Here is a 17,686-nt window from a genome sequence, read left to right on the forward strand (position 1 = left end):
TACCGGTCAAACTGGATAGAGAATAGGCAGTTTAGAGGAAGAGCCCGGGGCCCGGGCGACTTCCTTCGGGGAATCTGACGCCCACTTTGGCAATCTTGTTCCCGTCCATCACTGCAACTGTCCAGATGGTGTTGTTCCACTCCACCTGGTCACCGACTACTGGCGCACCGCCAACCTTCTGGGTAATGAAGCGGCTTAATGGCATGTCCGGGTCGATCCCTTCGAGCTTGAGTCCATACAGCGCTGAAACCGCGCCCAGCCGGGCGTCGCCTTCGAGTATGAAGTCGCCGAAGAAGCGTAAATCCAGCCCCCGTTGCGGCGCCTGGCTGAACAGTTTTCCGAGGGCTGGAAGGTTGTGTTCGTGGCCGATTACGCAGAGCAAATCATCGGCTTCCAGGGTGGTACTACCCGACGGATGGAGCAGTTGCTGGCCACGAAACAGGGCTGCGATGCGGGTGCCCTCGGGCATTTTCAGCTCACGAAGGGGCGCACCAATGCACCACTTTTCCGCCCCGAGGCGATAAACGAACAACTCCCACTCACTGGTGACATGCACTTCGAGCGCCGCCCGGGAGATCGGCGCAGGCTCTGGCGGAACCGTGACTTTCAGCAGCTTGGCGACCCATGGCAGGCTGGTGCCTTGTACCAGCAGCGAGACCAGCACGATAAAAAATGCGAGGTTGAAATAGAGCTGGGCGTTAGGCAGTCCGGCCATCAGCGGGAACACCGCGAGAATGATCGGTACCGCGCCACGCAGCCCGACCCAGGCGATAAACGCCTTCTCGCGCCCATGGAAGGCCTTGAACGGTAGCAGGCCGACGATCACCGAAAGAGGGCGGGCAAACAGGATCATCCACAACGCCAGGCCCAGGGCTGGCACGGCGATCGGCAGTAGGTCGTGGGGAGTGACCAGCAGGCCCAGCACCAGGAACATGCCGATCTGCGCCAGCCACGCCATGCCGTCGAGCATGTGCAGAATGCCGTGACGGCTGCGCACCGGACGGTTGCCGATCACCAGGCCGCACAGGTATACCGCGAGGAAGCCACTGCCATGCAGGGCGTTGGTCAGGGCGAAGATCAGCAGACCACCACTGATCACCAGGATCGGGTAAAGGCCGGAAGCCAGCTTGATTCGGTTGACCATCTGCAGCATCAACCAGCCACCGCCCAGGCCGATCATGCCGCCGATACCGAATTCACGAAACAGATGCACCAGCAGGCTCCAGTGCAAGCCGGTCTCGCCACTGGCAAGCATGTCGATCAGGGTCACGGTGAGGAACACAGCCATCGGGTCGTTGCTGCCGGATTCGATTTCGAGGCTGGCGCTTACCCGTTCGTTGAGGCCTTTGCCGCCCAGCAGCGAGAACACCGCCGCGGCGTCGGTTGAGCCGACGATAGCGCCGATCAGCAAGCCTTGAATGAGGTTCAGGTCGAACAGCCAGGCCGCCGCCATGCCGGTCAGGCCGGTGGTGATCAATACACCGACGGTGGCCAGCGAGAGCGCCGGCCATAATGCCACGCGGAAACTCGCCACCCGGGTGCGCAGGCCGCCGTCGAGCAGGATCACGGCAAGGGCGAGGTTACCGACCAGATAAGCGGTGGGGTAATTATCGAAAATGATGCCAGCGCCGTCGACACCGGCAGCCATGCCCACGGCCAGGATGATCACCAGAATCGGGATACCGAGGCGGGACGAAAGAGAACTTACCAGAATGCTCGCACCTACCAGCAACGCGCCGATCAAGAACAGGCTGTTGATGGTCGTCGCATTCAATGGCGGTACTCCAGAAGCAGAAAGGCGGGCACACACTGACCATGCAGTCTGCGTGCCAGCGATTCTAACCTGTTGAAATGCTGCGCTGTCAAAAAGCTTTTAAGATCAAAAGATCGCTGCCTGCGGCAGCTCCTGCACAGATTGGCCGCGACACCAACCGAAGGTGAACCACGCCCCCCGTAGGAGCTGCCGAAGGCTGCGATCTTTTCGGCCGTGGCGCAGTTCCCAATTGCCGTACGACGAAGTGTCTGGAACCAGATAGAGGAATAGCAGTCTTTTAAAGCTCACGAGCAAGGTCGCCGCCAGGAAAATCAAGGCTTGGGGCCCGGATAACCCTGGCATCCGTGGTGACTTTTCTTTATCGTACGCGCCCTTTGAAAATGCCCGAGAAATCAAAAATGTTAGAAGCATCCCTAAGCCAATTGGAACAACTGGTCAGCGAACTGGTGCAACAGAACCAGGAACTGCTCGGTGCGAACCAGACCCTGAGTGCGGAACTGGCCCAGGTCAAAGACGAAAATGAAAGCCTGCAACTGAGCCTGATGGAACAGGAAGAAAAGCAGGGTGCTACCGCCGCGCGCATTCAAGCCCTGGTTGAGCGCGTCAGCGCCGGCCCTGTCAGCGCATGAAGCACGGCGCCGAAGGGGTAAAAGTCGTCTCGATTCTCGGGGAAGACTATTCAATCAAGGCGCCGGCCGGGGAAGAGCAGACCCTGCTGGACGCCGCATTAATGTTAAAAGCCGCCCTGGCTGACACCAAGAAGAAGTACCCGTCCCTGATCGGTGACAGGCTGTTGGTGCTGGCAGCGATGAATCTGTGTTCGCAGCAGATCGATATGCAAAAACGGCACAAGCAGGAACTCGACCGTTACCAAGAGCAAGTCAGCGCCACGGTTGAAGTGATTTCACGAACGATCGGCCAGGCCTGATCGAATTGAACACAACCAGAGAATAAGTCGTCGAACAAACTGACTTGCAGTTTGTATACAATCGGCACGGCTGTTGCAGTGTTTCAGCCTCTTATTCTTTGGGGGTGTTCCATGCAGTTCTGGCGGCGCAGTATTCAGTGGCAGTTGATCCTCAGCATGGGCACCGCCCTGCTGGTCAGTATTTTGATCGTGGTTGGCATTTATACCCTGGTGGTCAATCGTCTGGCCCAGAGCTATCTGGTCGAGAAGGCACTGCCATCGAGCATCGAAGCGATGCGCAATGATATTGAGCGGATTCTGGTCCAGCCGCTGACCGCCGCCAAAGACATCGCCAGCAACAGCATGGTGCGCGAATGGCTGGCCGGAGGCGAAAGCAGTGCCCAGGCCCATAGCTTCGTCAGCTATCTGGAAGGCATTCGCGCCGAGCACAAAGCCTTTACCGCACTAATCGCCGGCTCCGAATCGAGCCACTACTACACCGAAAAAGGCCTGGATCGGACCCTCAGCCGAGCCAACCCCACCGACGCCTGGTTCTATTCCTTCCTCGACAGCAACCAGCCGCGCACCCTGAACATCGACAAAGACACCCGTACCGGTGAGCTGGCGCTATTTATCGACCTCAAGGTCGAACAAGCCGGCAAGGTGGTGGGCGTCGCCGGGCTGGGCCTGAGCATGCGCGAGCTGTCGGAATTGATTCACAACTTCAGCTTCGGCGAACGCGGCAAGGTTTACCTGGTGCGTGCCGATGGTTTGATTCAGGTGCATCCAGAGGCTGAGTACAGCGGTAAACGTCAGTTGGCGGAGCAGATTGGCGGCCCGGCGGCGTTGGCGGTGATGGGCCATCAAGGGCTGACCAGCAGCAACTTTGTCCGTGAGGGTGAAGATTTTCTGGCCCTGAGCCTGCCGCTGCGGGATTTGGGCTGGACGCTGGTGGCCGAAGTGCCGCAGTCGCAGATCTACGCCCAGGCCCGACAAGCGATGTGGCTGACCAGTGCCATCGGCTTGGCGGTGGCCCTGGTCTGCCTGTTATTGGTGGTGCTGCTGGCGCGTGGACTGGTGCGGCCGATTCGCCAGGTAACAGCGGCGCTGGTGGCGATTGGTAGCGGTGGTGGCGATTTGACTCAGAGGTTAGATTCTTCCCGAGCCGATGAGCTGGGTGATCTGGCGCGCGGCTTCAATCGTTTCCAGGGCAGCCAGCGCGACATGATCGGCGAAGTCCTGGCCACCAGTGAGCGGCTGCGCACTGCGGTCGGGCAGGTCGCCCTGGTAGTTGATAACACCGCCGAACGCTCGGGTCGGCAGCAGGAAATGACCGACATGGTCGCCACCGCCGTGTATGAGATGGGCCTCACGGTGCAGGAAATCGCCCAGAACGCCGGCAACGCCGCCGTCGCCTCGCAAGCCGCTCGCGATGAAGCCTTGCAGGCGCGGGAGATGGTCGGTGGTTCTATCCGGCATATCGAAAGCATGTCCGACGAAATCGGCATCGCCGCCGGTGCGGTGGGTGAACTGGCGACTCAGGTGGCGTCTATCGATCAGGTGCTGGCGGTGATTCGCGGGATCTCCGAGCAGACCAATCTGCTGGCGCTGAACGCAGCGATCGAAGCGGCGCGAGCGGGGGATATGGGCCGTGGTTTTGCGGTGGTGGCCGACGAGGTGCGAACCCTGGCCCGACGAACCCAGGCGTCCACCGATGAAATCCAGCAGATGATCCAGAGCCTTAAACAGGGCGCGGAAAACGCCGTGTCGTCGATGCACTCCGGGCAGGCCGCGACCGGCACCGGGGTTGAGTCGAGCCAGCGCACCGGGGCTTCACTGAAGGCGATTACCGGTCAGGTCGAGCGCATCAGCGACATGAACCAGCAGGTGGCAACCGCCACTGAAGAACAGTCGGCGGTGACGGAAGAGATCAACCGTAACGTGCAAGGCATCTCTGACTTGGCCCGGGCCACGGCCAGCGAAGTACGGGGGTGTCGTGAGGACTGTCAGACGTTGCAACGCCTGGCCGACGATCTGGCGCGGCAGATGGGTGGGTTTCGGTTGAGATAGAACGCGGCAGGTGTGGGTCGGCAAACTGCCGGCCCGTCCTTGCGAGGGACCAGGCCTGGCCTCGAGACGGTTACCCTGAATGTGTGGGCGGCGGCGTTAACCCCGGTAAACCCGGGAGCTTCTTCGGCGATTGCAAGCGCACGCGCTTTTGCCGGTTCAGTTCGCCGCTGAGCAAGCTGACCTGGCTTTTCGAGATGCCGAAGGCCTTGGCCAGAAATGCCATCAGGTGCGCATTGGCCTTGCCTTCCACCGGCGGGGCGGTGAGCTGGATTTTCAATCGCTCACCATGCAGGCCGGCGAACTCATCGCTGCTGGCCTTGGGTTGCAGGTGGCAATCGAGGATCAGGTCCTCGCCGTCCCAGCGGAAATAGCTCATCCGGGTCAGATCAAAAGACGCAGGATGGGCGGCATCATGGTCATGGCGGCGAGGTTGTTGATCACCAGCATGTCCAACAGCTTGAGCGCGATGAACGCGAAGATCGGCGAAATATCCAGGCCGCCCAGGTTCGGCAGGATCTTGCGGAATGGCGCCAGGGCCGGCTCGCAGATCTGGTTGACCAGTTCGGCGCCCGGGTTATGGCTGGCCGGAGCGACCCAGGAGAGGATCACGCTGACGATCAGGGCGAAGAAGAAGATCTTCAGGAACAGCGCCGTTACGCCAATGAGCGACCAGACCAGCAGTTGCAGCGGGTTGCCGATGGAGCCGTAGGTCAGTAGCAGGGTCAGGGCCATCAAGGCCAGCTGCACGATGATCGCCAATACCAGCGAAGACATGTCCAGGCCGAACATGCTCGGAATGATCCGGCGCAGCGGCTTTAGCAGCGGTTGGGTGGCCTTCACCGCGAACTGGCAGAGCGGGTTGTAGAAATTCGCCCGCACCAGTTGCAGCACAAAGCGCAACAGTACGATCAGCAGGTACAGACTGCCGAGGGTTTGCAGCACGTAAACCGCTGCAGTGTTCAATCCAATCATTAGTGGCTCCTTATTGACCCAGTTGTTCGGCCATCTCGGCCGAGCGGTGCGCAGCGGCACCCAGTGCTTTTTCTACCAGGGCTTCGAAGCCACCGGCCTGGAACGACTTGATGGCGGCTTCGGTGGTTCCGGCAGGTGAGGTCACGCGGCGACGCAATTCAGCTGCGTCGACATCGCTGGCCACGGCCATGTGCGCGGCGCCCAGGGCGGTTTGCAGGGTCAGTTGAGCGGCGGTTTCCCGTGGCAGGCCGAGCTTCTCGCCAGCGGCGGTCATGGCCTCGATCAGCAGGAAGAAATATGCCGGGCCGCTGCCGGAAACCGCAGTAACGGCGTCCAGTTGCTGTTCCTGGTCCAGCCACAGGGCGATGCCGACGGCCGACAGCAGGTCTTCGGCTTGCTGACGCTGTTGGGCAGAGACTTCGGCAGTGGCGTACAGGCCGCTCACGCCCTGGCGCAGCAGCGCCGGGGTGTTGGGCATGCAGCGCACGATCGGCTGGGCGCCGAGCCAGTTGTTCATGCTGGCGCAAGTGATACCGGCGGCGATGGACACCACCAGTTGATTCGGCTTGAGGCTTGGGCGCAGGGCCTGGCAAACGGCTTTCATCACCTGGGGTTTGACTGCCAGGACGACGACGTCGGCGCCTTCAATGGCTTGAGCATTGTCGGCAAACAGTTCGATGCCGTGTTCGGCATGAACCCGGGCGCGGGTTTCGGCGCCTGGATCACTGGCACGGATCTGCGCCGCTTCCAGCCCCTTGGCGCGCAGGCCACCGATCAGGCTGGCGGCCATGTTGCCGGCACCGATAAAGGCAATACGAGTCTTGCTCATGAGAGGTCCTTATAGAGAGGTGAGTCAGCCACGTTCAGGGCTGGCCATATGACCATAATCGCGCGCACCAAACAGCGCGGTACCGATGCGTACCCAGGTGGCGCCTTGAGCGATGGCCGACTCGAGATCGTGGCTCATGCCCATGGAAAGTGTGTCGAGTGACAGATTCAGGCTGGCTTGAAGGTTTTGCACGGCAGCAAAGGCGGCGTCCTGGGCGACGCGATCTTCAGTCGGCTCCGGGATCGCCATTAACCCGCGCAGCTTCAAGCGCGGCAAGGCACTGATGGCGCTGGCCAGGGCAGGCAAGTCGGCCGGGGTGCAGCCGGATTTGCTGGCTTCACCGCTGACGTTGACCTGAATGCAGATGTTCAGGGGTGGCAGTTCGGCAGGGCGTTGTTCGGACAAACGTTGTGCGATTTTCAAGCGATCCACTGAGTGCACCCAAGCGAAGTTCTCGGCGATAGCACGAGTCTTGTTCGACTGAATGGGGCCGATAAAGTGCCAACTCAAGGGCAGGTCGGCCAATTCGAGCTGTTTGCCCAGTGCTTCCTGCAGATAGTTCTCGCCGAAGTCGCGGATCCCGGCAGCGTAAGCTTCGCGCAACGCCTCGGCGGGTTTGGTCTTGCTCACTGCCAACAGATGAACGCTATTGGCGTCACGTTGTGCGGCGAGTGCCGCGGCGTGGATCCGTGTCTGAACCAGAGCGATGTTGTCTGCTATCGTGGACATTCTATGTACGCCAGCGGGTCTGAGGTTCGCGGCATTCTACTGGAATTGAGGAGCACTATGGATATCACTGAACTGCTGGCCTTCAGCGCCAAACAGGGTGCGTCCGACTTGCACCTCTCCGCGGGCTTGCCGCCAATGATCCGGGTCGATGGCGATGTGCGGCGGATTAACTTGCCAGCGCTGGACCACCAGCAGGTTCATCAGTTGATCCACGCCATCATGAACGACAAGCAGCGGGCGGACTTCGAGAAGCTGCTGGAGCTCGACTTTTCCTTCGAGGTTCCCCGAGTGGCGCGCTTCCGGGTCAATGCGTTCCATCAGCATCGCGGCGCTGGCGCGGTGTTCCGGACCATTCCGTCTCAGGTCCCGAGCTTCGACGAGCTCGGCATGGGTGAAGTGTTTCGCAAGATTACCGAGGTATCACGTGGGCTGGTGCTGGTCACCGGGCCAACCGGCTCCGGCAAGTCGACCACCCTGGCGGCGATGATCGATTACCTGAATAACCATCGGCATCACCATATCCTCACTATTGAAGACCCCATCGAATTCGTTCACGAATCGAAGAAATGCCTGATCAATCAGCGTGAGGTACATCGCGATACCCGAAGTTTTGCTTCTGCGCTGCGCTCGGCCCTGCGCGAAGACCCGGACGTGATCCTGGTGGGCGAGATGCGCGACCTGGAGACCATTCGCCTGGCGTTGACCGCGGCGGAGACCGGGCATCTGGTGTTTGGCACGCTGCATACCACTTCTGCGGCGAAAACCATCGACAGGGTGGTGGACGTGTTTGCGGCGGATGAGAAGTCGATGGTTCGTTCGATGCTGTCCGAGTCGTTGCAGGCGGTGATTTCGCAATGCCTGGTCAAAAAGATCGGTGGCGGCAGGGTCGCCGCTCACGAAATCATGATCGGTACCTCGGCGATCCGGAATCTGATTCGCGAAGACAAGGTCGCCCAGATGTACTCGTCGATCCAGACCGGGAGTTCGGTGGGGATGCAGACCCTGGATATGTGCTTGAAAGAACTGGTGGCGAAGGGCTTGATCAGCCGCGAGCACGCGCGGGAGAAGGCCAGGATGCCGGATGGGATTTGAGAGGGTGAGTGGTGCTGCCAAAAAGATCGCAGCCTATCGGCAGCTCCTACAGAATCAAGGTGTACAGGGTCCCGTAGGAGCTGCCGAAGGCTGCGAACTTTTTCGGGTGTTGAGCAAGCCTGCATATATACACAGGCTTCGAATCAACGCTGAGCCATACGCAGGGTGTTCTGCTCTTTGGGCAGCACCCGCTTGGCGACCACATAGTGGTTTTGCCAGTAAGGCTTCTTCAGCGTATCGATGGACACCGACTTGCCGCGACGCGGTGCATGGATGAACCGGTCATTGCCCAGGTAGATGGCAACGTGATTGACCCTGCGGCTCTTGATGTTGAAGAAGATCAGATCGCCAGGCTTGAGGTCCTTGCGGTCGACTTTCTGCCCATGACCGCTGGCCATGGCATTCGATGTACGCGGCAGATCGACGGCGGCGACATCGGTGAAGGCGTATTTCACCAGGCCGCTGCAGTCGAAACCTTTACTTGGGCTGCTGCCGCCCCAACGATAAGGTGTACCCAGCACATTTACGGCGCGGCTCAGCACATTACTGCTTTGCTTGGCCGGCATTGGCGGGACCAACGTGCTCCTCTCGACCTTGCTCAGGTAGGTTGAGCGTTTGATGGCTTGTTTGGTCGCAGACGATGTATGGGACTTTGCGGTGTAACCATTAACGTTTGGAAGACGTTGCTCACGGTTGGTGGCGTGGGCGGCCAGAGGCAATAATAGGCAAATGGTTAGCCATGTCTTGAAAAATGAACGCATTAGGCAGGGCTCTATGTAGTTGGCGCGCAACTTTATAACAGCTTTTTTGTCCCTCTCGAGGCCGCTGGTCGATTCAGCCGGGGGGTCAAGTTCGCCAAATGTGTGGCAAATTGGCGCAATTGTCTGACACAAGTGAGGCCCTATAAGGCTTTGCGCCATCTTTAGGGTTTCGAAGCCACACGTCGGCTCGACACAAAAAAGTCACAGAAAAACTGAAAAAATTTATCTATTGCGTCCAAAGAGGGAACCCATGAACAGCTATCGACAGGATTTTTCACCGCAGGATACCCACAGCAAGGTGATTGGCTACCTGCTGTGGATTTTCGGTTTTACCGGTGCTCACCGCTTTTATTACGGCAAACCGGTGACGGGGACGATCTGGTTTTTCACCTTGGGTTTGTTAGGGATTGGCTGGCTGATCGACGTGTTCCTGATCCCGGCGATGGACCGTGAAGCTGACCTGCGATTCACCGCAGGTCCGATCGAGTACAACGTCGCCTGGATTCTGCTGGCATTCCTTGGGGTATTCGGCGTGCATCGCATGTATCAGGGCAAGTGGATCAGCGGGTTCCTTTATCTGATTACTGGCGGATTTTTCCTGCTGGGTGTGTTGTATGACTTCTGGACGTTGAATGACCAGATTTCCATTCGCAATGCCGAGCGCCGTTGATTAACCGCGTTTGCCAGCGATGATCCGGGTGGACGCAAAAAGATCGCAGCCTGCGGCAGCTCCTACGGGGAATTGCGTACGCCCATGATTTCAAAGGTGTACGCGGTACCGTAGGCGCTGCCGATGGCTCGGGCCGCGATCGGACGATCTTTTGAAGGCGCTAGAAACTCAACGCTGGTAGCTGATCCGCCCATCCACCAGCGTGTAACGCACGGTCGCCGGCAGGCTATGGCCGAGGAAGGGGCAATTTTCGCCCCTGGACTGCCAGGTTTCACCGGCAACCGTCGAGGCGGCCGTATCGAACAGCACCAGGTCAGCCGGTCCACCCACCGCGAGCTTGCCGGCCGGCAGGCGCAGCGCTGCGGCCGGACCGGCTCCGAGACGTGCCAGCAGCGTTGGCAGGTCGAGCAAGCCGTCTTCCACCAGGGTCATGGCCAATGGCAGCAACAGTTCGACGCTGCTGATCCCCGGTTCGGTTGCACCGAATGGCGCCAGCTTCGCATCCCGCTCATGGGGCTGGTGATGGCTGGAAATGGCCTGAATCACGCCAGACTTCACCGCCTCGCGCAACCCCTCGCGGTCGGCGCGGGTGCGCAGCGGTGGTTGCACGTGGTACAGGCTGTTGAAGTCGATCAGTGCTTCGTCCGTCAAAATCAGCTGATACAGCGCCACATCGGCGGTTACCGGCAGCCCGCGAGCCTGGGCCTGAGCGATCAGGGCCACGCCACGGGCGCTGGTCAGCTGGCTGAAGTGCGCGCGCACGCCGCTTTGCTCGACCAGCAGCAGGTCCCGGGCCAGGGCCACGGTTTCAGCGGTTTCGGGAATCCCCGGCAAACCGAGGAAGCTGGCGGTCGGGCCTTCATGGGCCAGGCCACCCTCTGCCAGATCATGATCCTGCGAGTGGAAGATCACCGTCAGGTCGAAGGTCGCTGCATATTCCAGCGCCCGGCACAGGGTGCGGGTGTTGCGGAAATTATCCAGGCCGTTGCCGAACGCGACGCAACCGGCATCGCGCAAGGCAATCAGTTCTGCCAGTTGTTCGCCTTCCAGACCTTTGCTCAACGCGCCGATCGGGAACACTTTGCAATTGCCCGCTTCGCGAGCGCGATCGAGGATCAGCTCGGCCACCGCCGAGGTGTCCAGCACCGGTTTGGTTCGGGGCGGGCAGCACAGGCTGGTAACGCCACCGGCCGCTGCAGCCTGGGTTTCGCTAACAATCGTGCCTTTGCGGCTGTAACCCGGTTCGCGCAGGGCGACGCTCAGGTCGACCAGGCCGGGGGCGGCCACCAAGCCTTTGGCGTCGATGGTGTCGACGGCGACGAAACCGGCCGGAGCGGCGCCAATGGCGACGATCTTGCAGGCTTCGACGTGGATATCGGTAACTTGATCCAGGCCCGTGCCTGGATCGATGACGCGGGCGCCGAGGATGCTGAGCTTCACTGGGCGTTCTCCTGCTCGAATTGACGCTGGGCAGTTTGCCCGCTCATGGCCATGGACAGCACAGCCATACGTATCGCGATACCGTAGGTCACCTGGTTGAGGATCACCGAGTGCGGACCGTCGGCCACCGCCGACTCAATCTCCACCCCACGGTTGATCGGCCCCGGGTGCATGACGATGGCATCCGGTTTGGCGCCGGCCAGGCGCGCGGTGGTCAGGCCGAACAGGCGATAGAACTCGCCCTCGCTCGGCAGCAGGCCGCCGGTCATGCGTTCGCGCTGCAGGCGCAGCATGATCACCACGTCGACGTCTTTCAGGCCTTCGGCCATATCGGTGTAGACCTTCACGCCGTACTGCTCGATGCCGATCGGCAGCAGGGTTTTCGGCGCGATCACCCGGATATCCGGACAACCAAGGGTTTTCAGCGCGAGCATGTTCGAGCGTGCGACCCGCGAGTGCAGGATGTCGCCGACGATGGCCACCGAGAGGTTTTCAAAGCCACCCTTGTGGCGACGGATGGTCAGCATGTCGAGCATGCCTTGGGTCGGGTGGGCATGCCGGCCATCTCCACCGTTGATGATCGCCACTTGCGGGCAGACATGTTCGGCGATGAAGTGCGCGGCACCGGAGTCGCCGTGACGCACGACGAACATGTCGGCGGCCATGGCTTCAAGATTGCGCAAGGTGTCGAGCAAGGTTTCGCCCTTGCTTGCCGAGGAGGTCGACACGTTCAGCGTGATGACATCCGCCGACAGCCGCTGGGCTGCCAGTTCAAAGGTGGTCCGGGTGCGGGTGGAGTTCTCGAAGAACACGTTGCACACGGTCTTGCCGCGCAACAACGGGACTTTCTTCACCGCCCGGGCGCCCACTTCGAGAAAGGAGTCGGCGGTGTCGAGAATTTCCGTCAGCAACTCGCGGCGCAAACCGTCGAGCGAGAGGAAGTGGCGCAGCTGGCCCTGATCATTGAGCTGCAACGGGCGCTTGGTATTGAGAGGCGTCATCGCAATGGACTCTTAAAGGGCGAGGTCTTGGATTTCGAGCTGGAGCTCAGGGCCGGACAGTTTTACCCGCTCATTGGCGGCCAAAGACAGCGTGGCACCGAGCACATTCGGCCGGATCGGCAGTTCGGCGGCATTCAGATCCAGCAGGCAGACCAGGGTCACGCTGGCCGGACGGCCGTAATCGAAGAGCTCGTTGAGTGCGGCGCGGATGGTTCGCCCGCTCATCAACACATCGTCGATCAGTACCAGGTGCTGGCCTTCGATCTCGAACGGCAGCTCTGAAGGGCGCACTTGGGGGTGCAGGCCGCTTTGGCTGAAGTCGTCGCGGTAGAAAGAGACGTCCAGCGTGCCCAGTGGCGAATCGCTACCCAGTGCTTCCAGCAAGGCTTGGGCAACCCAGATGCCACCGGTGCGGATGCCGATATAGCGCGGCTCGCTAATGGCGCGGTGGGCCAGATGGGCCTTGAGATCGACGGCCATCTGGCTGATCAGTTCGACGGGATTGGGCAGGCTCATGGTTGCTCCTTCATGGGCCCGAGCCGGGTTCTGCACAGTGAGGCTCGGGTTGTAGGCAGGTTCGTGTGTAGCCAGCAGGTGGGTGGCTGATGGCAGCCACCCACCTTCAGGATTCGGTTTTTCAGGATTCGAACAGTGCTGAGTTTTCGTCGAGCCAGCCTTGCAGCAGCAGGGCTGCGGCGATGGCGTCGACCGGGTTGTCGCGGTAGCTGCCCTTCTGTCCGCCCCGGGCCAGGCGTTCGCCCTTGGCCTCGAAGGTAGTCAGGCGTTCATCATGAGTATAGAAAGGCAGGTTGTAGCGGCCATTCAGGCGCCGGGCAAACTTCTCGGCGCGTGCGCACATGTCGCTGGGGGTCCCGTCCATGTTCAGCGGCAGGCCGACCACCACGGCGTCGGGCTTCCACTCCTTGATCAGCGCTTCGACCTGATTCCAGTCGGGAATGCCGTTCTGCGCCTTCAGGGTGCAGAGCTCGCGAGCCTGGCCGGTGATCACCTGGCCGACGGCGACGCCGATCTGTTTGGTACCGAAGTCAAAACCCAGTAGTAAACGCAAGGCCATCAGGCGTGTCCCGCCTGGCTGGTCAGCAGGCTCAGGTTGATGCCCAGACGTTTGGCGGCGGCTTCCAGACGCAGTTCGCTGCTGGTGTTGAACAGAATGTCAGCGTCGAACGGGCAGGTCAGCCAGGCGTTCTCGGCCAGTTCGGCTTCCAGTTGCCCGGCTTCCCAACCGGCATAGCCGAGGGCAATCAGGCTTTTTGGCGGGCCAACCCCGTCAGCGATGGCAAATAGCACGTCCTGGGAGGTCGACAGCGCCAGGCCATCGAGCTCGACCGTGGCCTGGTAGGTCGAACCGATGGGATGCAGGACAAAACCGCGATCGGTCTGCACCGGGCCGCCAATAAAGATTGGCACGTGCTGGCAAAGCGGTGGCGGCTCGATATCGGGGCGCAATTGCTCGAGGATGTCCGCCAGGTTCAGGTCCTGTGGACGATTGACCACCAACCCCATGGCACCATTGGCAGTGTGCTCGACGATGTAGGTCAAGGTATGCGCAAAGTTCGGGTCGGCCATATGCGGCATGGCGATCAGGAAGTGATGCTTGAGGTAGCTGGGGCTGACGTTCTTCATGTGCGCTAGTGTGGCGTTGGCGGGGCGAACTGACAAGCTGGTGATAGGCAGGAAATGGTGAAACTGTGAGTTATGTGTCGGATGTCAGATTGCCAGGATCGCAGCTTTTGGCAGCTCCTGCATTGGAATGTGTACCCCTGGTAGGAGCTGCCGAAGGCTGCGATCTTTTGATCTTTTGATCTTTCGGCTAATTACTCGACAACCGGTCCCCGCGGGCAAACTTCCAGGTGCGGATGATTTCCAGGCGGTCGATATCCGACAGGTCGCCGCTGAACGGCGCAAAAGGCGCGGCCAGCCGGACGATCCGTTGCGCGGCCTGATCCAGCAGCGGTTGCCCGGAAGATTCGAGTACCAGCACCTCATACAACGAGCCATCGCGGTTGATCGAGACCATCAGCCGCAAATTGCCGTAGATCTGCTTGCGTCGGGCTTCGTCGGGGTAGTTGAGGTTGCCGATGCGCTCGACCTTCTTGCGCCATTCGTCCTTATACCAGGCGCCTTTGTCGCGCATGGTCGAGGCGGCACTCAGGCGGTGGATGCGCGGGCGTTTGGCATACAGCTGCTGCTCATTGGCCAGCTCGGCTTCCAGGCTGGAAATTTCGCTGGACAGCTGCGAGCTGTCGAAAGTCGGTGTAGGGGCCTTGGGTTTGGGCTCGGTCTTGAGCTCTTCACGCTGGGTGACGGTCTTCTTCGGCTTCGGCGCGGTGGTGGCGACTGCGGGTTTGGGCGAGGCCACTTTGACCTCGGCTGGCGCCGAAGGCGGTGGCGTGACTTTTTTCACCGTGTTGTCCTGGAACGGCGCGACTTCGGTGGTCTTCGGGATCGCCTTTTTATCCAGGGTGCCGCTGCCTTGCTGATTTTCCTGGGCGAGAAAGTCGGCCTTTTTCGGCTGGGTTTCGCTTTTGAAGGTGGCGAGGGTGATTTCCAGGGTTCTGCTGATTTGCTTGGGTTCGACGAAGGTAAAACCCACGCCGAGGATCAGCGCCAGGTGAATCAGCGCCGCGAGAAACAGGGTAAATCCGAGACGATCGGCCGGGCGCACGCCGCTATGAGCAAGTTCGGGGGGCAGATCGGCGGGGAGTGTCATATCAACAAAACCAACATCGCGTGTTTCACAGGCGGGGCATGATAACGCAATGTTGGTTTCACCTTGGGAGTTCTGGATCAACGAGCCTTTAGCTTCAGATCGATGGCATCCATCAGCATGCCGCCGATGTTGGTGCCATAGGCGTTGTCGATCTCGCGAATACAGGTCGGGCTGGTGACGTTGATTTCCGTCAGATGCTCGCCAATCACGTCGAGGCCGACAAACAGCAGGCCTTTTTCACGCAAGGTCGGGCCGACCTGAGCGGCAATCCAGCGATCTTTTTCGGTCAGCGGGCGCGCTTCACCGCGGCCACCGGCGGCGAGGTTGCCACGTGTTTCGCCGGCCGCCGGGATTCGCGCCAGGCAATACGGCACCGGCTCGCCATCGATCATCAGGATGCGTTTATCGCCATCCTTGATCGCCGGAAGGTAGCCTTGGGCCATGATTTGTTGCTTGCCATGCAGGGTCAGGGTTTCCAGGATCACCGAGAGGTTCGGGTGACCAGCGGTGTGACGGAAGATAGACGTGCCGCCCATGCCGTCCAGCGGTTTGAGAATCACGTCGCCGTGATGGTCGGCGAAGTCGCGCAGGATGTCCGGGCGACGGCTGACCACGGTCGGCGGCGTGCACTGCGGGAACAGTGTGGCAAACAGCTTTTCATTGCAGTCACGCAGGCTCTGCGGCTTGTTCACCACCAGCACGCCAGCGCTTTCGGCCTGTTCCAGCAGGTATGTGGAATAGACGAATTCCATGTCGAACGGTGGATCCTTGCGCATCAGGATCACGTCCAGCTCGCTCAGGGCACTGTCGGTTTCCGCTTCCAGTTCGAACCATTTCTCGGGGTTGGCGAAGACTTTCAGCGGACGCATCCGCGCACGTGCTTCACCGGCGGCCTGATACAGGTCGCGCTGCTCCATATAGAACAGCGTCCAGCCGCGCTCCTGGGCGGCAAGCAGCATGGCCAGCGAGCTATCCTTTTTGTAGGAGATGCTGGCAATGGGGTCCATGACAATCCCGACGCGAACGCTCATGGGGTGATTCCTCTGGCAAATTGGGCGCTGAAAAGTGGCGTCAGAGTGGCGCCCGGCTTGTTCCCGGTCAAGGAAAAACCACCTTGCGGGTCGGCCGATAGATTGAACCTTGCGACTGTGCTAAAAAGGCTCCCATGCGGCGCCGAGCCCTTGAACATCAAGGGGTTCGAGCTCTGGTAACCCGTGCATGGATAAAAACGATTCGCTGTGGCGATGGTAGAGCAGATATGGAACAGCATTCCAGCGCCTTGAAAGTCATGGTGATCGACGATTCGAAGACGATTCGCCGCACCGCCGAAACGCTGTTGAAGAACGTGGGTTGTGAAGTGATCACGGCGGTCGATGGTTTCGATGCCCTGGCCAAGATTGCCGACCATCATCCCGGGATTATCTTCGTCGACATCATGATGCCGCGCCTGGATGGTTATCAGACCTGCGCGCTGATCAAGAACAACAGTGCATTCAAGTCCACACCGGTCATCATGCTGTCCTCCAAGGATGGTCTGTTCGACAAGGCCAAGGGGCGGATCGTCGGTTCTGACCAGTTTTTGACCAAGCCTTTCAGCAAGGAAGAGCTGCTGAGCGCAATCAAGGCCCATGTGCCGGGTTTCGCCGCAGTAGAACAAGCACATTGACGTCCGGCCAGCAGGCCGCACGCCTACTCGAATGGGGAAGACCATGGCACGTATCCTGATCGTCGATGACTCGCCGACTGAAATGTACAAACTGACCGGCATGCTGGAAAAGCACGGCCATGAAGTGTTGAAGGCTGAAAACGGTGCCGATGGCGTGGCCCTGGCGCGCCAGGAAAAACCCGATGCAGTGCTGATGGACATCGTCATGCCTGGCCTCAATGGTTTCCAGGCGACTCGCCAGTTGACCAAAGACCCGGAAACCGGGCACATCCCGGTGATCATCATCACCACCAAGGATCAGGAGACCGACAAGGTCTGGGGCACCCGTCAGGGCGCCAAGGACTACCTGACCAAGCCGGTGGATGAAGACACACTGATCAAAACCTTGAATGCGGTCCTGGCCGGCTGACGGCGCTCGTATGACCGAGTCGCAAACGGCTTTCGAGCTGCTGCTGGAAATCGACCACCGCTGTCGCCTGCTGGCGGCGGATTTACCGTCTCAGGAAACCCGCCAGCAGAGCTGGAGCGGGATCGGCTTTCGTATCGGCGAATGCTGGTATGTCGCGCCGATGGGCGAAGTCAGTGAGGTGCTGCATGAGCCACGCTATACCGCACTGCCTGGAGTAAAACCCTGGGTCAAAGGCGTGGCCAATCTGCGCGGAAGGCTGTTGCCGATCATGGACCTGTGCGGTTTCTTCGGCCACGAGCTGTCGACAGTGCGCAAACAGCGGCGGGTGCTGGTGGTCGAGCATCAGGAAGTATTTGCCGGTTTGCTGGTGGATGAAGTGTTCGGCTTGCAGCATTTTGCACAGGACCGTCTGGAGTCGGTGGCGTCGCAGGAGCTGGAAGGCGCGATTGCACCGTTCGTGAAGGGGCAGTTCCAGCGCGAGCAACTCTGGCGGGTCTTCAGTCCGTTCGCCCTGGCGCAGTCGTCGGGGTTCATGGATGTAGCCCTGTAAAAAGAGGCATCGCCAGGATCGCAGCCTTCGGCAGCTCCGCCGTACGCGATACCTGTAGGAGCTGCCGCAGGCTGCGATCTTTTAA

At 60.2% G+C, this 17,686-nt stretch carries 21 protein-coding genes and 1 pseudogene; 9 read left to right on the plus strand and 13 right to left on the minus strand.

Translation table 11 applies throughout. The annotated features are described in order from the left end of the window. Nucleotides 1-31 precede the first annotated feature (31 nt). Nucleotides 32-1,774 (minus strand): potassium/proton antiporter, encoded by a 1,743-nt coding sequence (locus AC3IUA_RS02085; protein WP_489358875.1) that lies wholly within the window; start codon nt 1,772-1,774, stop codon nt 32-34. A 398-nt stretch (nt 1,775-2,172) separates the two neighbouring features. On the opposite strand from AC3IUA_RS02085, the gene AC3IUA_RS02090 reads away from it, so the two are divergent. From AC3IUA_RS02090 to AC3IUA_RS02105, 4 genes and pseudogenes are all read left to right on the plus strand, one after another. Further along, nucleotides 2,173-2,403, plus strand: a complete 231-nt coding sequence (locus AC3IUA_RS02090) for a hypothetical protein (protein ID WP_489358876.1) — start codon at nt 2,173-2,175, stop codon at nt 2,401-2,403. Next, nucleotides 2,400-2,702 carry a cell division protein ZapA gene (locus AC3IUA_RS02095; RefSeq protein WP_489358877.1) on the plus strand — a complete coding sequence of 101 codons (303 nt, stop codon included), beginning with the start codon at nt 2,400-2,402 and terminating at the stop codon, nt 2,700-2,702. The genes AC3IUA_RS02090 and AC3IUA_RS02095 overlap by 4 nt, the downstream gene beginning before the upstream one ends. 156 nt (nt 2,703-2,858) lie before the next feature. Next, a pseudogene (locus AC3IUA_RS02100) lies at nt 2,859-3,884 on the plus strand (HAMP domain-containing protein); the annotation flags it as partial. Between the two features lie 135 nt (nt 3,885-4,019). Beyond that, entirely contained in the window at nt 4,020-4,751 is a 732-nt protein-coding gene (locus AC3IUA_RS02105) for a methyl-accepting chemotaxis protein (RefSeq protein WP_489362206.1), read from the plus strand. A 70-nt stretch (nt 4,752-4,821) separates the two neighbouring features. Here AC3IUA_RS02105 and AC3IUA_RS02110 read toward each other — a convergent pair whose 3' ends face one another. From AC3IUA_RS02110 to AC3IUA_RS02125, 4 genes are read right to left on the minus strand one after another with little or no spacing between them, the layout of a single operon-like run. Beyond that, nucleotides 4,822-5,127, minus strand: a complete 306-nt coding sequence (locus AC3IUA_RS02110; RefSeq protein WP_489358878.1) for a DUF167 domain-containing protein — start codon at nt 5,125-5,127, stop codon at nt 4,822-4,824. A gap of 5 nt (nt 5,128-5,132) precedes the next feature. Then, the gene (locus AC3IUA_RS02115) at nt 5,133-5,723 is read right to left on the minus strand and encodes a YggT family protein (protein ID WP_489358879.1); all 591 of its coding nucleotides are present in this window, start codon (nt 5,721-5,723) and stop codon (nt 5,133-5,135) included. A 10-nt stretch (nt 5,724-5,733) separates the two neighbouring features. Next, nucleotides 5,734-6,552, minus strand: a complete 819-nt coding sequence (gene proC, locus AC3IUA_RS02120) for a pyrroline-5-carboxylate reductase (protein WP_489358880.1) — start codon at nt 6,550-6,552, stop codon at nt 5,734-5,736. A gap of 24 nt (nt 6,553-6,576) precedes the next feature. Then, nucleotides 6,577-7,281, minus strand: coding sequence for a YggS family pyridoxal phosphate-dependent enzyme (locus AC3IUA_RS02125; RefSeq protein ID WP_489358881.1), 705 nt, complete (start codon nt 7,279-7,281; stop codon nt 6,577-6,579). A gap of 57 nt (nt 7,282-7,338) precedes the next feature. Between AC3IUA_RS02125 and AC3IUA_RS02130 the strand changes: the two genes are divergently transcribed. Further along, the gene (locus tag AC3IUA_RS02130; protein ID WP_489358882.1) at nt 7,339-8,373 is read left to right on the plus strand and encodes a type IV pilus twitching motility protein PilT; all 1,035 of its coding nucleotides are present in this window, start codon (nt 7,339-7,341) and stop codon (nt 8,371-8,373) included. A gap of 143 nt (nt 8,374-8,516) precedes the next feature. On the opposite strand, the gene AC3IUA_RS02135 is transcribed toward AC3IUA_RS02130, so the two are convergent. Then, nucleotides 8,517-9,134: a C40 family peptidase gene (locus AC3IUA_RS02135; RefSeq protein ID WP_489358884.1), complete on the minus strand. Its 618-nt coding sequence runs from the start codon at nt 9,132-9,134 to the stop codon at nt 8,517-8,519. Between the two features lie 250 nt (nt 9,135-9,384). Here AC3IUA_RS02135 and AC3IUA_RS02140 point away from each other — a divergent pair, with 250 nt between their 5' ends. Continuing rightward, nucleotides 9,385-9,804: an NINE protein gene (locus AC3IUA_RS02140; RefSeq protein WP_489358886.1), complete on the plus strand. Its 420-nt coding sequence runs from the start codon at nt 9,385-9,387 to the stop codon at nt 9,802-9,804. Between the two features lie 168 nt (nt 9,805-9,972). On the opposite strand, the gene AC3IUA_RS02145 is transcribed toward AC3IUA_RS02140, so the two are convergent. The 7 genes from AC3IUA_RS02145 to gshB form a co-directional block, all read right to left on the minus strand. Beyond that, nucleotides 9,973-11,244, minus strand: coding sequence for a dihydroorotase (locus tag AC3IUA_RS02145; protein ID WP_489358887.1), 1,272 nt, complete (start codon nt 11,242-11,244; stop codon nt 9,973-9,975). Then, a complete protein-coding gene (locus AC3IUA_RS02150; RefSeq protein ID WP_489358888.1) occupies nt 11,241-12,245 on the minus strand; it encodes an aspartate carbamoyltransferase catalytic subunit in 1,005 nt (334 codons plus the stop codon). The genes AC3IUA_RS02145 and AC3IUA_RS02150 overlap by 4 nt, the downstream gene beginning before the upstream one ends. Before the next feature lie 12 nt (nt 12,246-12,257). Further along, the gene (pyrR, locus tag AC3IUA_RS02155) at nt 12,258-12,761 is read right to left on the minus strand and encodes a bifunctional pyr operon transcriptional regulator/uracil phosphoribosyltransferase PyrR (protein ID WP_489358889.1); all 504 of its coding nucleotides are present in this window, start codon (nt 12,759-12,761) and stop codon (nt 12,258-12,260) included. 121 nt (nt 12,762-12,882) lie between these two features. Next, a complete protein-coding gene (gene ruvX / locus AC3IUA_RS02160; protein WP_150642382.1) occupies nt 12,883-13,320 on the minus strand; it encodes a Holliday junction resolvase RuvX in 438 nt (145 codons plus the stop codon). Then, entirely contained in the window at nt 13,320-13,889 is a 570-nt protein-coding gene (locus AC3IUA_RS02165; protein WP_489358890.1) for a YqgE/AlgH family protein, read from the minus strand. Before AC3IUA_RS02165 ends, ruvX begins: the two co-directional genes overlap by 1 nt. Before the next feature lie 187 nt (nt 13,890-14,076). Continuing rightward, on the minus strand, nt 14,077-14,976 hold the full coding sequence (locus tag AC3IUA_RS02170) for an energy transducer TonB (protein WP_489358892.1): 900 nt from the start codon (nt 14,974-14,976) through the stop codon (nt 14,077-14,079). 77 nt (nt 14,977-15,053) lie between these two features. Then, a complete protein-coding gene (gene gshB / locus AC3IUA_RS02175) occupies nt 15,054-16,007 on the minus strand; it encodes a glutathione synthase (protein ID WP_489358893.1) in 954 nt (317 codons plus the stop codon). 227 nt (nt 16,008-16,234) lie between these two features. Between gshB and pilG the strand changes: the two genes are divergently transcribed. The 3 genes from pilG to AC3IUA_RS02190 are packed head-to-tail and all read left to right on the plus strand — an operon-like array spanning nt 16,235 to nt 17,601. Beyond that, nucleotides 16,235-16,642: a twitching motility response regulator PilG gene (gene pilG / locus AC3IUA_RS02180; protein ID WP_150642386.1), complete on the plus strand. Its 408-nt coding sequence runs from the start codon at nt 16,235-16,237 to the stop codon at nt 16,640-16,642. A 43-nt stretch (nt 16,643-16,685) separates the two neighbouring features. Further along, on the plus strand, nt 16,686-17,051 hold the full coding sequence (pilH, locus tag AC3IUA_RS02185; protein ID WP_489358894.1) for a twitching motility response regulator PilH: 366 nt from the start codon (nt 16,686-16,688) through the stop codon (nt 17,049-17,051). A gap of 10 nt (nt 17,052-17,061) precedes the next feature. Further along, complete coding sequence (locus AC3IUA_RS02190; RefSeq protein WP_489358895.1) at nt 17,062-17,601, plus strand: chemotaxis protein CheW; 540 nt, start codon at nt 17,062-17,064, stop codon at nt 17,599-17,601. Nucleotides 17,602-17,686 lie beyond the last annotated feature (85 nt).

Source organism: Pseudomonas sp. KH_050 (assembly GCF_057838875.1).

Coding starts and splice junctions, on each gene's coding strand:
- AC3IUA_RS02090 (WP_489358876.1), top strand. CDS start 2,173: ATGTTAGAAGCATCCCTAAGCCAATTGGAACAACTGGTCAGCGAACTG.
- AC3IUA_RS02095 (WP_489358877.1), top strand. CDS start 2,400: ATGAAGCACGGCGCCGAAGGGGTAAAAGTCGTCTCGATTCTCGGGGAA.
- AC3IUA_RS02105 (WP_489362206.1), top strand. CDS start 4,020: ATGGTCGCCACCGCCGTGTATGAGATGGGCCTCACGGTGCAGGAAATC.
- AC3IUA_RS02110 (WP_489358878.1), bottom strand. CDS start 5,127: ATGAGCTATTTCCGCTGGGACGGCGAGGACCTGATCCTCGATTGCCAC.
- AC3IUA_RS02115 (WP_489358879.1), bottom strand. CDS start 5,723: ATGATTGGATTGAACACTGCAGCGGTTTACGTGCTGCAAACCCTCGGC.
- proC (WP_489358880.1), bottom strand. CDS start 6,552: ATGAGCAAGACTCGTATTGCCTTTATCGGTGCCGGCAACATGGCCGCC.
- AC3IUA_RS02125 (WP_489358881.1), bottom strand. CDS start 7,281: ATGTCCACGATAGCAGACAACATCGCTCTGGTTCAGACACGGATCCAC.
- AC3IUA_RS02130 (WP_489358882.1), top strand. CDS start 7,339: ATGGATATCACTGAACTGCTGGCCTTCAGCGCCAAACAGGGTGCGTCC.
- AC3IUA_RS02135 (WP_489358884.1), bottom strand. CDS start 9,134: ATGCGTTCATTTTTCAAGACATGGCTAACCATTTGCCTATTATTGCCT.
- AC3IUA_RS02140 (WP_489358886.1), top strand. CDS start 9,385: ATGAACAGCTATCGACAGGATTTTTCACCGCAGGATACCCACAGCAAG.
- AC3IUA_RS02150 (WP_489358888.1), bottom strand. CDS start 12,245: ATGACGCCTCTCAATACCAAGCGCCCGTTGCAGCTCAATGATCAGGGC.
- pyrR (WP_489358889.1), bottom strand. CDS start 12,761: ATGAGCCTGCCCAATCCCGTCGAACTGATCAGCCAGATGGCCGTCGAT.
- ruvX (WP_150642382.1), bottom strand. CDS start 13,320: ATGGCCTTGCGTTTACTACTGGGTTTTGACTTCGGTACCAAACAGATC.
- AC3IUA_RS02165 (WP_489358890.1), bottom strand. CDS start 13,889: ATGAAGAACGTCAGCCCCAGCTACCTCAAGCATCACTTCCTGATCGCC.
- AC3IUA_RS02170 (WP_489358892.1), bottom strand. CDS start 14,976: ATGACACTCCCCGCCGATCTGCCCCCCGAACTTGCTCATAGCGGCGTG.
- gshB (WP_489358893.1), bottom strand. CDS start 16,007: ATGAGCGTTCGCGTCGGGATTGTCATGGACCCCATTGCCAGCATCTCC.
- pilG (WP_150642386.1), top strand. CDS start 16,235: ATGGAACAGCATTCCAGCGCCTTGAAAGTCATGGTGATCGACGATTCG.
- pilH (WP_489358894.1), top strand. CDS start 16,686: ATGGCACGTATCCTGATCGTCGATGACTCGCCGACTGAAATGTACAAA.
- AC3IUA_RS02190 (WP_489358895.1), top strand. CDS start 17,062: ATGACCGAGTCGCAAACGGCTTTCGAGCTGCTGCTGGAAATCGACCAC.